Here is a 14,155-nt window from a genome sequence, read left to right on the forward strand (position 1 = left end):
GCCCCCTTACATCCGGAACACGCCGAAGCGCGTCTCTTTGACTTCTGCATTCATGGCAGCGGCTAACGAAAGCCCCAGCACGTCGCGGGTTTGTAGCGGGTCAATCACGCCGTCATCCCACAGGCGGGCGCTGGCATAGTAGGGGTGGCCCTGATGCTCGTACTGGTCGCGGGTGGGCTTTTTGAACGCTTCTTCGTCCTCTTTGCTCCATTCTCGGCCTTCTCGCTCGTACTGCTCGCGTTTTACCTGGGAAAGGACGCCCGCCGCCTGTTCGCCACCCATCACTGAAATGCGCGAGTTGGGCCACATGAACAGTAGGTTGGGGTCGTAAGCACGGCCACACATACCGTAGTTACCCGCGCCGAAGCTGCCTCCAATCAGCACGGTGTATTTCGGCACGTTCGCGCAGGCCACGGCGGTGACGAGTTTGGCGCCGTGCTTGGCTATGCCTTCGTGTTCGTACTTGGAGCCGACCATAAAGCCGGTGATGTTCTGAAGGAACACCAGCGGGATTTTGCGCTGGGCACATAGCTCAATAAAGTGCGCGCCTTTTACCGCGCTCTCTGAAAACAGCACGCCGTTATTCGCCACGATCCCCACCGGGTAGCCGTGAATATGGGCAAAGCCGGTCACCAGCGTGTCGCCGTAGTAGCGTTTGAACTCGTCAAAGTCGGAGCCATCGACGATGCGGCCAATCACTTCGCGCACGTCATAAGGCTTTTTCAGGTCGGTGCCCACGATGCCGTAAAGCTCTGATGGGTCGAGCTTGGGCGGCCTAGGCGGCTGCATGGCCAGCTGGCCACGTTTTTGCCAGTTCAGCCGCGACACGCAGGCGCGGGCAAGCTGCAGTGCATGGGCGTCGTTTTCGGCGTAGTGGTCAGCCACGCCGCTAATTTTGGCGTGAACATCTGCACCGCCCAGGTCTTCAGCGCTGATGCTCTCCCCCGTGGCGGCTTTTACCAGCGGCGGGCCACCCAGAAAGATCGTGCCTTGCTCTTTAACAATGATGGACTCATCTGCCATGGCGGGCACATACGCACCCCCTGCGGTACAGGAGCCCATCACCACGGCGATTTGCGGGATGCCTTCAGCGGACATCGTGGCCTGGTTGTAGAAAATACGCCCGAAGTGGTCGCGGTCGGGGAAAACTTCGTCCTGACGGGGCAGGAAGGCACCGCCAGAATCCACCAAGTATATGCACGGCAGGCGGTGTTTGCGGGCAATGTCCTGGGCACGCAAGTGCTTTTTCACCGTAAGTGGGAAGTAGGTACCGCCTTTTACCGTGGCGTCGTTGGCCACAATCACGCACTCAACGCCAGATACCCGACCAATCCCGGTGATCACGCCTGCGGCAGGTACCTCACTGTCGTAAACGTGATACGCCGCCAGTGCGGAAAACTCCAGAAACGGCGAGCCTTCATCAATCAAGTGGTCGATGCGGTCACGCACGTACAGCTTGCCCCGGCTCTCATGGCGGGCGCGGGCTTTCTCACCGCCTCCTTGTGCAATGGCCGCAGTGAGTTCACGGAGTTTGTTGACTTCCCCCAGCATGGCGGCCTCGTTGGCCTGAAACACATCGCTGCGCGGGTTGATCTGTGTGGAGAGTGTGCTCATGGCGCGCCCCTGCTAATTTTTGTTAAAGGCTTTCGGTGAAAAGTTCGCGGCCAATCAGCATCCGGCGAATCTCGCTGGTGCCCGCGCCAATTTCGTAAAGCTTCGCGTCGCGCAGCAGGCGGCCGGTGGGGTACTCGTTGATATAACCGTTGCCGCCCAGTAGCTGGATGGCATCCAGCGCGACCTGGGTGGCTTTTTCAGCGCAGTAGAGGATGACACCAGCGGCATCTTTACGAGAAGTTTGGCCACGGTCGCAGGCGGCCGCGACGGCGTATAAATAAGCGCGGCAGGCGTTTAGCGTGGTGTACATATCCGCCACCTTGCCCTGCACCAGCTGGAACTCACCGATGGATTGATTGAACTGTTTACGCTCATGGATGTAGGGCATCACCACATCCATGGCGGCTTGCATAATCCCAATGGGGCCTGCGGCTAACACAGTACGCTCGTAATCTAGGCCGCTCATCAATACGCGAACGCCTTTGCCTACTTCGCCCAGCACGTTCTCGGCGGGCACTCGGCAATCCTGGAAGACCAGCTCGCAGGTGTTAGAGCCGCGCATACCCAGCTTGTCGAGTTTCTGGGCGGTGGAGAAGCCCGGCATGCCTTTTTCGATAATAAACGCGGTGATGCCTTTGGAACCGGCATCCGGGTCGGTTTTGGCGTACACCACCAGCACATCGGCATCGGGGCCGTTGGTGATCCACATTTTGTTGCCGTTGAGAATGTAGTGGTCGCCATCCTCTTTGGCGCGCAGCTGCATGGAGACCACATCGGAGCCAGCACCGGGCTCTGACATCGCCAGCGCGCCCACGTGGTCGCCGCTCATCAGCTTGGGCAGGTATTTGGCTTTTTGCTCGGCAGAGGCGTTGATCTTGAGCTGGTTAACGCACAGGTTGGAGTGCGCGCCGTAGGAGAGTCCGACGGAAGCACTGGCCCGGGAGATCTCCTCCATGGCGATACAGTGGGCCAAGTAGCCCATACCGCTGCCGCCATCTTCTTCTGGTACGGTAATGCCCAGCAGGCCCATATCGCCGAATTTCTTCCACAGGTCGTTGGGAAACTCGTTGTTGTGATCGATCTCGGCGGCGCGTGGGGCAATCTCACTGGCGGCAAAGGCGTTGACCTGCTCACGCAGCATGTTCAGCTCATCGTCAAGACCGAAATTTAGTTCTGAATAGTGGGAAAACATGGTCAATCACCTTGTCGTTGTTAATCGGGTCGTTATTCGTTGATGTTGTTTATTTCGTGGTGGCCGGATGTTTCTCGTTAAGCTCTTCGAGAGCTTGGCGGCAGCGAATCTCAGCGCTTTCAAGCTCCAACTGCACCATCGTGATGTCTTTCATCTGCTGTTCCAGCGCGGCCTTGCGTTCGCTGATTTTGCTCAGCATCAGGTGTAGCTGCTTTTCGCTGCCGCTGCGGGTCTCATCCCACAGCTCAAACAACTCGCGGATTTCCGCCAGCGAAAACCCCAGGCGTTTGCCGCGCAGTGTCAGCTTTAGCCGTACGCGATCTTTACTGCTGTAAATACGTGTCTGGCCCCGGCGGGTGGGGTGCAGTAGCTCCTGATCTTCATAAAAGCGGATGCTACGCGTGGTCACATCAAACTCGCTGGCCAGTTCGCTGATCGAGTAGGTTTTGCTCATGATCATTATTCTCGTCGATAGGGGGATGTCCCTATGGAACACTGACCATGAGGCTAAAACAAGTTTACGTTAACGTAAAGCTGAGATTGCAATGAGTGAGTTACCGTTGAATTTTAAAAAATAACTGATAAATAAAGACTTTTAAGCTTTAATTTGGTGCATCAGAGTGGTGCGTAGACCAAAGTTGTAATTGTAATACCCTGTGTGGGGTTGCTAGTTTGCACTTACACCTTACGTTCAGGTAAGGATGCGTTGCTGGCTAACGAGTTTCGCTTCCCACCGTACAAGAACAACAAGAGGCGTCCTACCTCATGCGTGCAGACGAAGTGACCAAGGGGCCAGTGCTCGAAACTCGAGGGCTGACCAAAGAGTTTCGCGGCTTTACCGCCGTGGATAACGTAAACCTCCAGGTGCAGGAGGGGCATATTCATGCCCTGATTGGCCCAAACGGTGCAGGTAAAACGACGGTCTTTAACCTGTTAACCAAGTTTTTGCCCCCTACGCGGGGCGAGATTCTCTATCGTGGCCAACCCATCACCAGCAAAAAATCCAACGAGATCGCCCAGCTTGGCTTAGTGCGTTCGTTTCAGATTTCAGCGGTGTTTGCCCACATGACCGCATTGGAAAACGTGCGCGTAGCGCTTCAGCGCCAGCTGGGCACGTCGTTCCACTTCTGGAAATCGGAAAAAACGCTGGACCACCTCAACGACCGCGCCCTAGCGCTGCTCGATGAAGTGGGCCTGCGCGAATACGCCGATACGCTCACTGTGGAAATGCCCTATGGCCGCAAGCGCGCCTTAGAAGTGGCCACCACGCTGGCGCTGGACCCCAGCATGATGCTGCTAGACGAGCCGACCCAGGGCATGGGCGCGGAAGATGTTGACCGTATCGTGGCGCTGATCAAACGGGTTTCCCAAGGCCGCACGGTGTTGATGGTGGAGCACAACCTTAGCGTGGTCAGCCGCTTGTGTGACCGTATTACCGTATTGGCGCGGGGCGCGGTGCTGGCAGAAGGGGATTACGACACGGTTTCCCGCAACCCCTTAGTGCGTGAAGCCTATATGGGCAGCGAAGCGGCTGAGGAGGCTGCCGTATGAATACCGCAGAAGCATTCGAGAGCCAAGAAGCCCCAGAAAACCAGACCCTAGAGATGCTGCGAGTGCAAGACCTGCACGCCTTCTATGGCGAATCGCACATTCTGCATGGGGTGAATTTCGACGTGAAGCGTGGCGAGCTGGTGACTCTGCTGGGCCGCAACGGCGCGGGCCGCAGTACCACGCTAAAAGCGATTATGAATATGGTGGGGCGGCGCACCGGTTCGATTGTCATTAATGGCAATGAAACCCTGCGCATGAAGCCGCACCATATTCCCCGGTTAGGGATTGGCTACTGCCCGGAAGAGCGCGGCATTTTTGCGAGCTTAGATGTTCACGAAAATCTGCTGCTGCCACCCACTGTGCGTTCAGGCGGAATGAGCTTGGATGAAATCTACGGCATGTTCCCGAACCTCTACGAGCGTCGCAAAAGCCAGGGCACGCGGCTCTCCGGCGGCGAACAGCAGATGCTGGCCATGGCGCGCATTCTGCGTACCGGTGCGCGCTTGCTGCTGCTGGATGAAATCACCGAAGGCTTGGCGCCGGTCATCGTGCAAAAACTGGGTGAGGTATTGGTGCAGCTAAAAGAGCGCGGCATGACCATCGTGCTGGTTGAGCAGAACTTCCGCTTTGCTGCCCCGCTGGCTGACCGCCACTTTGTGATGGATCACGGCCAAATTGTTGAGGAGATCACCGCCGAGCAGTTGCCTTCCCGGCGGGAACATTTAAACAGCATGCTGGGGGTATAAATCGCACACCATCTAAACTGTAAGCACGGCCTTAAAGAACAAAAACGCTCCACACACAAACGCTATAACCGAACGTCCGCATCATAAAAACAAAGGCCCTCAGGGCCAGGAGACGAACATGACCTTTATGAAAAAAACGCTGGCTGCCAGCATCGCTGTTGCCGCTGCCTCCAGTATGGCGATCTCAACTGCCCACGCCGAAATCAGCGATGGCGAAGTGCGTATTGGCTATTTGGCCGATATGTCTGGCACCTATCGTGATCTAGCCGGCCCAGGTGGCCAAACCGCGATGGAAATGGCGGTGGCTGATTTTGGTGGCAGCGTGAATGGCTCGCCCATCGTCATTTTCAGCGCCGATGACCGTAACAGCGCTGACGTGGGTGCCAACACCGTGCGCGAGTGGATCGACCAGCGTAACGTCGATATGGTCGGCGGCTTGGTGGCGTCGTCTGTGTCTATCGCCGTGACCAAAGTGCTGCAAGAGAACAACGGCTTGGGTATTGTCTCCGGCTCGGCAGCCTCTAGCATTACTAACGAGCACTGCACCCCGAACCACATTCACTGGGTATACGACACTTACCCGCTGGCCAATGGTACCGCGAAAGCGGTGGTTGAGCAGGGCGGCGATAGCTGGTTTATGCTCACCGCTGACTACGCCTTCGGCCATGCGCTAGAGGCGGACGTGACCAGCGTGGTAGAAGCCAATGGCGGTGAAATTGTCGGCGGCGTGCGCCATCCGTTCCCCACCAGCGACTTCTCCTCCTACATTCTCCAGGCTCAAGGTTCTGGTGCGAAAATCGTCGGCCTCGCTAACGCTGGCGCCGATACGGTGAACGCGATTACCACCGCCAGCCAGTTTGGTTTGACACAAAGCGGCCAGCAGTTAGCAGGCCTGTTGATCTTCCTCAACGACGTACACGCGCTAGGCTTAGAAGCCACCCAAGGGCTGCTATTAACGACCGGCTGGTACTGGGATATGGATGAAGAGTCTCGCGCTTGGTCGGAGCGTTACTTCGAAGAAGTGGGTCGCATGCCCACCATGGTGCAAGCGGGTATCTACTCCAGCACCATGCACTACCTGAAAGCCGTTGAGGCCGCTGGCACCGACGACCCAGAAACGATTCGCGCCAAAATGGCCGAGGAGCCGATTAACGACTTCTTTGCCCGCAACGGCAGTATTCGGGAAGATGGCCGCATGATTCACGACATGTACCTGGCCCAGGTAAAAACCCCGGAAGAGTCTACCGGTGAGTGGGATCTCTACGAGATCCTTAGCACCATTCCCGCCGCAGAAGCCTACCGTCCGCTGTCTGAAAGCCAGTGCTCGCTGGTACAGAACTGATCTGCTGACGCGCTCCAGGCCCAGGCATCTGCTGCCTTGGCCTGGGCCAAGCAAGCCGTAAAGGCGTGATGAAAGGCGTTTCTAACAATAAGCAACGCGCTGGGGCAGCCCCATAGGGCTGCCCGCTTAGCGGCGAGGAGAGTCATTCCATGACGATGATATTCGGCGTGCCAATGGCCGTGTTCATGGGCCAGCTAACGCTTGGGCTTGTGAACGGTGCCTTTTACGCACTGCTTAGTTTGGGCCTGGCGGTCATCTTCGGCCTACTGAAGATCGTCAACTTTGCCCATGGGGCGCAGTACATGCTGGGAGCCTTCGCCGCGCTGCTAGGCTTTCGCTACCTGGGCATTAACTATTGGCTAGCACTGATTTTAGTCCCGCTGGTGGTGGGTGGTTGTGGCATGCTGATGGAGCGCTTTCTGCTGCGTCGCATTGCCCACCTCGACCACCTCTACGGGCTGCTGCTGACCTTCGGGTTGGCGCTGATTTTCGAAGGCACATTAATTAACTTATTCGGCGTTTCTGGGGCGCGCTACGCTACACCTGAAATTCTGCAGGGCGGCCTTAACCTGGGCTTTATGTTCTTACCTACCTACCGTGCTTGGGTGTTAGTAGCGGCGCTGGCCATGTGTCTATTCACCTGGTTCATGATTGAGCGTACCCGCTTGGGTGCCTACCTGCGCGCCGGTACGGAAAACTCCCAACTGATGCAGGCGTTCGGCGTGAACGTACCGCTGCTGATTACCCTAACCTACGGGTTTGGGGTCGGGCTTGCCGCCTTTGCAGGCGTGCTGGCGGCACCGCTTTATCCGGTATCGCCCACTATGGGCTCCAGCCTATTGATTGTGGTGTTTGCGGTGGTGGTCATTGGCGGTATGGGTTCCATTTTAGGTGCCATTCTAACCGGTCTAGGTATGGGGATTATCGAAGGGCTAACTAAGGTGTACTATCCGGAAGCCTCTAATACCGTGATCTTTCTAGTGATGATCCTGGTACTCATGTTACGCCCCGCTGGGCTGTTCGGTAAGGAGGCATAACCATGACAACAACGCATACCACCTCGGCAACCCAGTTGCCCTCCGCGGTGCAGGAGCGCCAGCGGCGTGCCAAACTACGCCGCAATATGTTCTACCTTGTGCTGCTGGCGCTGGGGTTAGTTGCTCCCTTTGTGGCGTACCCCGTCTTCTTGATGAAGATTCTCTGTTTTGCGCTGTTTGCCTGCGCTTTCAACCTACTATTGGGCTACGCCGGGCTGCTCTCGTTCGGCCATGCGGCCTTCCTAGCCACCGGCGGCTATGTGACCGGCTACTTGCTGGCCAGCTACCCAGGCTTAACGCCAGAGCTAGGCATTCTTGCGGGTACGTTAATGGCAACGCTGCTAGGCGTACTGTTTGGCGTGCTCTCTATTCGCCGCCAGGGCATTTACTTCGCCATGGTCACGCTGGCGCTGGCACAGCTGATGTTCTTCGTGTTCGTGCAGTCGTCGTTCACCGGTGGGGAGGATGGCCTGCACGGTGTGCCGAGAGGGCACCTGTTTGGCGTGATCGATTTGAGCAGCAACTTGGCGATGTACTACTTCGTCTTCGCCGTGTTCGTGTTTGGCTTCGCGGTGATTCAGCGCACGGTTCATTCACCCTTTGGGCAAGTGCTGAAAGCCATTCGCGAGAACGAGCCCCGCGCCGTGTCGCTGGGCTACAACGTCGATGCCTACAAGCTGTTAGCTTTCGTGCTCTCGGCGGCGCTGGCGGGCTTGGCAGGTTCCACCAAAACCGTGGTGTTCCAGCTGGCCTCGCTCACCGATGCCCATTGGCATATGTCGGGTGAGGTGATTTTGATGACGCTGCTGGGCGGTGTAGGCACACTGCTTGGCCCGCTGATGGGGGCAGGGCTAGTGGTTAGCCTGCAGCATCTGCTGGCGCAGTCGCCGTTGGGGAACTGGGTAAGCGTGATTCTGGGCATCATCTTTGTGGTGTGCGTGCTGAGCTTCCGTAGCGGCATCATCGGCGAGCTGGCCAAAATGTACCGTAAAAACTTTAAATAATGGATTCCCGTTAACCGCGTCTGTCCGTGGATTGGGTGCCCCAGGGCACCCTTTTTTCTGCTTGTGAAATAAGGCCGTAAGCCCATTTCTACGCCAAAGGTCGTGGGGGATTTGGTTGCGCAAGGTGGGGTAAGAATATAAGTTAACGTAAACGTCAACATTGCTAATAATGACAACAGCCAATGCGTGACTTGCCTGCCGCCTGCCTAGGCGCGGTGCATCCACGCACTGTGGAGATACGCCATGAATTTTGAGCTAAGTGAAGACCAAGTCGCTTTTTCTGATATGGCCCGGGCGTTCGCCCAGAACGAGCTAGAACCCAACGCCGCCGAATGGGACGCAGAATCTTTTTTCCCCGTCGATGTGATTCGTAAAGCAGGGGAGTTGGGCTTTTGCTCGCTCTACGCCCCGGAAAGCGTCGGCGGTTTAGGGCTTTCTCGGTTAGATGCCAGCATTATTTTTGAACAGCTCTCGATGGGCTGCACCTCCACCACGGCCTACCTCACCATCCACAACATGGTGACCTGGATGCTGGCGGACTTCGGCACACCGGACGCCGTGGCGCAGTGGGGCGAAAAGCTGGCGACCGGCGAGCTGTTAGGCTCCTACTGCTTAACCGAACCCAACGCAGGCTCCGATGCGGCCTCGCTGAAAACCACCGCCAAGCGCGATGGCGAGCACTACGTGCTGAACGGCAGCAAGATGTTTATTTCCGGCGCGGGTAGCACCGATTTCCTGGTGGTGATGGCGCGCACCGGCGGCGAAGGCCCCAGCGGCGTTTCCGCCTTCGCGGTGGATGCCAAGAGCGAGGGCATCAGCTACGGCCGCAAAGAGGAAAAAATGGGTTGGAACAGCCAGCCCACCCGCATGATCACCTTTGAAGACGTGCGCGTACCCGCTAACCACCTGCTGGGCAACGAGGGCGACGGCTTCAAAATCGCCATGAAGGGCCTGGACGGCGGTCGTATCAACATTGCGACGTGTTCGATCGGTACCGCCCAGCAGGCGCTCAATAAAGCCCGCGAGTACATGCTAGAGCGCAAACAGTTCGGTAAGCGCCTGGCCGAGTTCCAAGCGCTGCAGTTCCGCCTGGCCGATATGGTGACCGAGCTGGTGGCCGCCCGCCAACTGGTGCGCATGGCCGCCACCAAGCTGGATGCGGGCCACCCGGATGCCACCACCTACTGCGCCATGGCCAAGCGGTTCGCGACCGATGTGGGCTTCAAGGTGTGCGACGAAGCGCTGCAGCTCTACGGCGGCAATGGCTACATTAAGGAGTACCCGATGGAGCGCTACGTGCGCGACACCCGCGTGCACCGTATTCTGGAAGGCACCAACGAGATTATGCGGCTGATTATTTCCCGCCGCGTACTGGCCGACGGTGCCGCTGAGCTATAGCCGCCAGGGCACATATCACCAAGCCCCGAGCATATAAGGACAAACCATGAGTTGCGTACTGTTTGAAGAGCACACCACCCAAGATGGCCACGTGATTGGCGAGATTACCCTGAACGCCGAGCGCTCGCTCAACGCGCTCACGCTGGAGATGATCGAAGAGATCCTGCCGCGCCTAAACCAGTGGCAAAGCGACGAGCGGGTCGTAGCCGTGCTGCTGGATAGCGCAGGCGACAAAGCCTTCTGCGCCGGTGGCGATGTGGTCAACCTCTACAAGGCCATTCAAGGCGAGGGCGCAGCCGATTTCCCCGAGCGCTTCTTCGAGAACGAGTACCGCCTGGATTACCAACTGCATACTTTCCCCAAGCCGGTGATTTGCTGGGGCAACGGCATCGTGATGGGCGGCGGCATGGGCCTGTTAAGCGGCAGCAGCCACCGCATCGTCACGGAAACCTCCCGTCTTGCCATGCCGGAAGTGACTATTGGGCTTTATCCGGATGTGGGCGCGAGCTGGTTCCTTAACCGCCTACCGGGCGGCGCCGGGCGGTTTCTGGCCATGACTGGCGGGCAAATTAACGCCCCGGACGCGGTTCATCTAGGCCTTGCCGACCGCGCCATTGCCAGCCACTACCGCGACGAGCTGGCCGAAAAGCTGCTAGCAGCCAGCTGGGGCGAAGGCGAACACACCGACGCCCACGGCGTGGTGAATCACGTACTGCGCGAGCTGGAACAGGCCTCCCAAGAGGTTTTTGCAGAGATGGAAGCGCCGGTTTACAAGTCGTCATCTTTAATTCGTGAGCTGATGGACCACGACACCGTCGAGCAGATGGTCGAGGCTGTGCTGGCGGTCGAGACCGACGACAAGTGGTTCAGCAAAGCGCAAAAAACCTTGGCCCACGGCAGCCCCGTTTCGGTCAAATTGATTCACGAGCAGCTCGCCCGCGCCAAGCATATGTCGTTGGCGGAAGTGTTTCAGTTTGAGCTTTCGCTCTCTGTGCAGTGCTGCCGCCACCGGGAGTTCCCCGAAGGCGTACGTGCTCTGCTGGTGGATAAAGACGGCCAGCCCAGCTGGACCTACCCAGACGTGGCCTCGGTCGAGCCCTCCTTTATAGACGAGCTGCTGGCACCCGCATGGGACACCAACCCGCTGGCAGACCTCAAATAACGCACACTCATTCACCGCAAATGACACGCTAATAAGGACAAAAAGATGACTACCGTTGCGTTTATTGGTTTAGGCAATATGGGCGGCCCCATGGCCGCCAATCTGGCGAAAGCAGGTTTTACCGTGCGCGCCTTCGACCTTTCCGCCCAAGCGCTGGAAACTGCTAAATCTCAAGGCTGCGAGATTGCCGCCACCGCTACGGAAGCGGCCACCGATGCCGACTTCGTCATCTCCATGCTGCCCGCAGGTAAGCACGTGCGCGGGCTGTACGTGAATGGTGACGCGCCGCTGTTCGAGGTGATCAAACCCAGCGCGCTGGTGATTGATTGCTCCACCATTGACGCCGATACCGCCCGCCACGTAGCCGCTGCTGGCGCTGAAAAGGGTATCGGCTTTGTAGATGCGCCGGTTTCCGGTGGTGTAGGCGGTGCCCAAGCGGGCACGCTGACGTTTATCGTCGGCGGCTCGGAGGCCCAGTTCGCCCAGGCGCAGCCGGTGCTGCAAGCCATGGGTAAAAACATCTTCCACGCCGGTGACCACGGCGCAGGGCAGGTGGCCAAGGTGTGCAACAACATGCTGCTCTCGATTCTGATGGCGGGCACCTGCGAAGCGATCAACATGGGCGTCAAAAACGGCCTCGACCCCGCCGTGCTGTCAGAAATCATGAAGCAAAGCTCCGGCGGCAACTGGGCGCTTAACGTCTACAACCCCTACCCGGGGGTGATGGAAAACGCCCCCGCCTCGAAAGGCTACCAGGGCGGCTTCCAGGTGGATCTAATGATCAAAGATTTAGGCCTAGCCATGGATGTTAGCCAGCAAAGCGCATCCCCCGTGCCCATGGGCTCCGCCGCCCGTTCGTTGTTCACCCTGCACAAAGCAGGCGGCAACGGCAAACTCGACTTCTCCAGCCTGCTCAAGCTGTATCAGGATAAGGGTGAGTAGTAAGCGGTAAATAGTGAGAAGCGAGTCGTGAGTGGCCGGGCGTAAGGGGAGGGTGTGGGGTGGTAGGCAGCTTTAGCTCGCGACCTGTTCGCTAAGCCCCACAACCCTGATAAAGCGGCCAACTTGCCACTCACCCCCACCCAAGGCACACTCAAAAACTTTCCTAACCAACAACAAGGATTGCCATGATTACGCTTTGGGGCCGCAACAACTCCACCAACGTCAAAAAAGTGCTCTGGGCACTGGAAGAACTGGAACTACCGTTCGAGCAGATCATGGCGGGCCTGCAACACGGCGTAAACGACACGCCGGAATACCTCGCCATGAACCCCAACGGTTTGGTGCCGCTGCTTAAAGATGACGCCACCCAAAGCGTGCTGTGGGAGTCCAACACCATCATCCGCTACCTAGCGGCGCAGTACGGCCCCAACCATTTATGGATTGCAAGCCCTGCCAAACGGGCGCAAATGGAAAAGTGGATGGATTGGTCTAGCAGCTTGCTAACCCCCGCCCACCGCACCATTTTGATGGGCTATGTACGCACCCCGCCGGAACAGCGCGATAGCACACTGCTAGACCCCGCCATCGCCACCTGCGAAAAACTCTTCGCCCAGCTAGACGCCGCGTTAAGCCAGCAGCCCTGGTTCTCTGGCGACGACTTTGGCCTTGCCGATATCGCCATCGCCCCGTTCACCTACAACCTGTTAAACAGCGGCCTTACTTGGCAGCCCCGCCTGCATCTACAGCGCTGGGTAGAGCAGCTGGCCGAACGCCCAGCCTACCGCAAGGTCGTGATGATTCCGGTGACTTAAGCTCATTGCTTAACGACGTTCATCTTTGGAAGAGTTCATCACGATATGTGTCGAGATAGAGCGAAGGTTTGCCTGCGTGCCGAGTACGTCCGTATGAAAGCGTTTGTAGCTGGCGAGATCTTTGGTTTCGACCCTCAGCAAATATTCGAAGGGGCCTGCAATGTTGTGGCACTCCGTCACCTCTTTGGCTACCAGCATGGCGCGCTCAAACCCTTCTTGAGCAGCTTTGGTATGGGACGATAAGCCCACCGTTACATACGCGACAAAACTGATGCCTAAAGGCTCAGGGGCGAGGATCACCCGATAACCCTCGATGACGCCGTTCTTCTCGAGTTCTTGCACCCTCCTTAAACAAGCAGAGGCCGACAGGCCAACGTGCTGAGCAAGCTGCACATTGCTGATTCGCCCATCTTTTTTGAGCTCTTGCAATATTCGTCGGTCTATTGAATCGATCATTGTGATTTGTTGCAAAAGTAAAGTATTGGGTGGTTGATTAGATCAAACATTGTGCTCTCTAGCTTATAAAATTTCTCATCTATAGGGAAAAAAGAGAGGGTATGTCATGACACCATCGGTATTAGCAGCACTGGCAGCGTTTGCCTTAGTGACCACGGTAACCCCTGGGCCAAATAACCTGATGCTGCTTGCTTCAGGTGCTAATTTTGGTTTTAAAAGAACGTTGCCACATATGTTTGGCATTGTAGCGGGGCTTAGCGCGCTAACGCTGGTAGTGGGAGGCGGACTGATGAAGCTCTTCCAAACCTATCCAGTACTCAACGTGTGGCTAAGCATCGTGTCTGCTGCCTACCTGCTCTGGCTAGCATGGAAAATTGGGTCAGCAGAGCCGCTGAAAGAGAGCAATAGCAGTGACAAGCCAATGACGCTACTACAAGCCGCCGCGTTTCAATGGGTTAATCCGAAGGCATGGGCGATGGGGCTTTCGGCGATCACACTTTATGCACCTAATCAGTCGTTAGTGTCCGCTATGATGGTGGCTAGTGTGTTTGCAGTGGTCAGTTTTCCCGCGATATCTGTATGGGCTTGGTTTGGTGTTGTGGTTCGGAAATGGCTAACTAGCCATCGCCGATATCGTATTTTCAATATCAGCATGGCCCTGCTGCTTGTCGCATCACTTTATCCAGTACTTAACCTCTGACACGCAAGTAAGCCTCACTTCGTAGCGTGGCGTAACGAACGGAGTGAGGCACCCGCGAAGCACCGCCAAGCGGTGCCGATGCCGCCAATGAGTTATTTTATAGGGTAGGAAATGGGATGGACCCGTCCCTCTGTGCCAAGATGAAGAAGTACTTCATCTATCGTGTGCAGAACACTGACGGCATCTTGAAAGAGGATCC

At 57.1% G+C, this 14,155-nt stretch carries 14 protein-coding genes; 10 read left to right on the forward strand and 4 right to left on the reverse strand.

Features of this window, described 5'->3' with window-relative positions:
• Positions 1-6: 6 nt before the first annotated feature.
• The 3 genes from ACIGG6_RS12365 to ACIGG6_RS12375 are packed head-to-tail and all read right to left on the reverse strand — an operon-like array spanning position 7 to position 3,260.
• On the reverse strand, positions 7-1,614 hold the full coding sequence (locus ACIGG6_RS12365) for a carboxyl transferase domain-containing protein (RefSeq protein WP_399844748.1): 1,608 nt from the start codon (positions 1,612-1,614) through the stop codon (positions 7-9).
• Between the two features lie 22 nt (positions 1,615-1,636).
• Positions 1,637-2,806, reverse strand: coding sequence for an isovaleryl-CoA dehydrogenase (locus tag ACIGG6_RS12370; RefSeq protein WP_399844749.1), 1,170 nt, complete (start codon positions 2,804-2,806; stop codon positions 1,637-1,639).
• A 49-nt stretch (positions 2,807-2,855) separates the two neighbouring features.
• Positions 2,856-3,260 carry a MerR family transcriptional regulator gene (locus tag ACIGG6_RS12375; protein ID WP_289125912.1) on the reverse strand — a complete coding sequence of 135 codons (405 nt, stop codon included), beginning with the start codon at positions 3,258-3,260 and terminating at the stop codon, positions 2,856-2,858.
• A gap of 311 nt (positions 3,261-3,571) precedes the next feature.
• Between ACIGG6_RS12375 and ACIGG6_RS12380 the strand changes: the two genes are divergently transcribed.
• From ACIGG6_RS12380 to ACIGG6_RS12420, 9 genes are all read left to right on the forward strand, one after another.
• Entirely contained in the window at positions 3,572-4,357 is a 786-nt protein-coding gene (locus ACIGG6_RS12380) for an ABC transporter ATP-binding protein (RefSeq protein WP_253027556.1), read from the forward strand.
• Positions 4,354-5,103 (forward strand): ABC transporter ATP-binding protein, encoded by a 750-nt coding sequence (locus tag ACIGG6_RS12385; protein WP_054640828.1) that lies wholly within the window; start codon positions 4,354-4,356, stop codon positions 5,101-5,103. The genes ACIGG6_RS12380 and ACIGG6_RS12385 overlap by 4 nt, the downstream gene beginning before the upstream one ends.
• Before the next feature lie 118 nt (positions 5,104-5,221).
• A complete protein-coding gene (locus ACIGG6_RS12390; RefSeq protein WP_399844750.1) occupies positions 5,222-6,445 on the forward strand; it encodes an ABC transporter substrate-binding protein in 1,224 nt (407 codons plus the stop codon).
• Between the two features lie 149 nt (positions 6,446-6,594).
• Entirely contained in the window at positions 6,595-7,482 is an 888-nt protein-coding gene (locus tag ACIGG6_RS12395; protein ID WP_253027558.1) for a branched-chain amino acid ABC transporter permease, read from the forward strand.
• A gap of 2 nt (positions 7,483-7,484) precedes the next feature.
• On the forward strand, positions 7,485-8,486 hold the full coding sequence (locus tag ACIGG6_RS12400; RefSeq protein WP_399844752.1) for a branched-chain amino acid ABC transporter permease: 1,002 nt from the start codon (positions 7,485-7,487) through the stop codon (positions 8,484-8,486).
• A gap of 243 nt (positions 8,487-8,729) precedes the next feature.
• Positions 8,730-9,884 carry an acyl-CoA dehydrogenase family protein gene (locus ACIGG6_RS12405; RefSeq protein ID WP_399844754.1) on the forward strand — a complete coding sequence of 385 codons (1,155 nt, stop codon included), beginning with the start codon at positions 8,730-8,732 and terminating at the stop codon, positions 9,882-9,884.
• A gap of 46 nt (positions 9,885-9,930) precedes the next feature.
• On the forward strand, positions 9,931-11,046 hold the full coding sequence (locus tag ACIGG6_RS12410) for an enoyl-CoA hydratase/isomerase family protein (RefSeq protein WP_399844756.1): 1,116 nt from the start codon (positions 9,931-9,933) through the stop codon (positions 11,044-11,046).
• A 45-nt stretch (positions 11,047-11,091) separates the two neighbouring features.
• Positions 11,092-11,988 carry a 3-hydroxyisobutyrate dehydrogenase gene (gene mmsB / locus ACIGG6_RS12415; RefSeq protein WP_399844757.1) on the forward strand — a complete coding sequence of 299 codons (897 nt, stop codon included), beginning with the start codon at positions 11,092-11,094 and terminating at the stop codon, positions 11,986-11,988.
• 185 nt (positions 11,989-12,173) lie between these two features.
• Positions 12,174-12,800: a glutathione S-transferase family protein gene (locus tag ACIGG6_RS12420; RefSeq protein ID WP_399844759.1), complete on the forward strand. Its 627-nt coding sequence runs from the start codon at positions 12,174-12,176 to the stop codon at positions 12,798-12,800.
• 9 nt (positions 12,801-12,809) lie between these two features.
• On the opposite strand, the gene ACIGG6_RS12425 is transcribed toward ACIGG6_RS12420, so the two are convergent.
• Entirely contained in the window at positions 12,810-13,256 is a 447-nt protein-coding gene (locus tag ACIGG6_RS12425) for an Lrp/AsnC family transcriptional regulator (protein ID WP_339119123.1), read from the reverse strand.
• 106 nt (positions 13,257-13,362) lie between these two features.
• Here ACIGG6_RS12425 and ACIGG6_RS12430 point away from each other — a divergent pair, with 106 nt between their 5' ends.
• Positions 13,363-13,956, forward strand: a complete 594-nt coding sequence (locus ACIGG6_RS12430; RefSeq protein WP_399844760.1) for a LysE family translocator — start codon at positions 13,363-13,365, stop codon at positions 13,954-13,956.
• Positions 13,957-14,155: the final 199 nt, after the last annotated feature.

The organism is Vreelandella lionensis (genome assembly GCF_044543515.1).
Taxonomy (GTDB): domain Bacteria; phylum Pseudomonadota; class Gammaproteobacteria; order Pseudomonadales; family Halomonadaceae; genus Vreelandella; species Vreelandella lionensis.

Excerpts from the sequence above, each read along its gene's own strand:
- mmsB (WP_399844757.1), top strand. The coding sequence starts at position 11,092 with ATGACTACCGTTGCGTTTATTGGTTTAGGCAATATGGGCGGCCCCATG.
- ACIGG6_RS12420 (WP_399844759.1), top strand. The coding sequence starts at position 12,174 with ATGATTACGCTTTGGGGCCGCAACAACTCCACCAACGTCAAAAAAGTG.
- ACIGG6_RS12400 (WP_399844752.1), top strand. The coding sequence starts at position 7,485 with ATGACAACAACGCATACCACCTCGGCAACCCAGTTGCCCTCCGCGGTG.
- ACIGG6_RS12425 (WP_339119123.1), bottom strand. The coding sequence starts at position 13,256 with ATGATCGATTCAATAGACCGACGAATATTGCAAGAGCTCAAAAAAGAT.
- ACIGG6_RS12385 (WP_054640828.1), top strand. The coding sequence starts at position 4,354 with ATGAATACCGCAGAAGCATTCGAGAGCCAAGAAGCCCCAGAAAACCAG.
- ACIGG6_RS12395 (WP_253027558.1), top strand. The coding sequence starts at position 6,595 with ATGACGATGATATTCGGCGTGCCAATGGCCGTGTTCATGGGCCAGCTA.
- ACIGG6_RS12430 (WP_399844760.1), top strand. The coding sequence starts at position 13,363 with ATGACACCATCGGTATTAGCAGCACTGGCAGCGTTTGCCTTAGTGACC.
- ACIGG6_RS12375 (WP_289125912.1), bottom strand. The coding sequence starts at position 3,260 with ATGAGCAAAACCTACTCGATCAGCGAACTGGCCAGCGAGTTTGATGTG.
- ACIGG6_RS12405 (WP_399844754.1), top strand. The coding sequence starts at position 8,730 with ATGAATTTTGAGCTAAGTGAAGACCAAGTCGCTTTTTCTGATATGGCC.
- ACIGG6_RS12410 (WP_399844756.1), top strand. The coding sequence starts at position 9,931 with ATGAGTTGCGTACTGTTTGAAGAGCACACCACCCAAGATGGCCACGTG.
- ACIGG6_RS12390 (WP_399844750.1), top strand. The coding sequence starts at position 5,222 with ATGACCTTTATGAAAAAAACGCTGGCTGCCAGCATCGCTGTTGCCGCT.
- ACIGG6_RS12370 (WP_399844749.1), bottom strand. The coding sequence starts at position 2,806 with ATGTTTTCCCACTATTCAGAACTAAATTTCGGTCTTGACGATGAGCTG.
- ACIGG6_RS12365 (WP_399844748.1), bottom strand. The coding sequence starts at position 1,614 with ATGAGCACACTCTCCACACAGATCAACCCGCGCAGCGATGTGTTTCAG.
- ACIGG6_RS12380 (WP_253027556.1), top strand. The coding sequence starts at position 3,572 with ATGCGTGCAGACGAAGTGACCAAGGGGCCAGTGCTCGAAACTCGAGGG.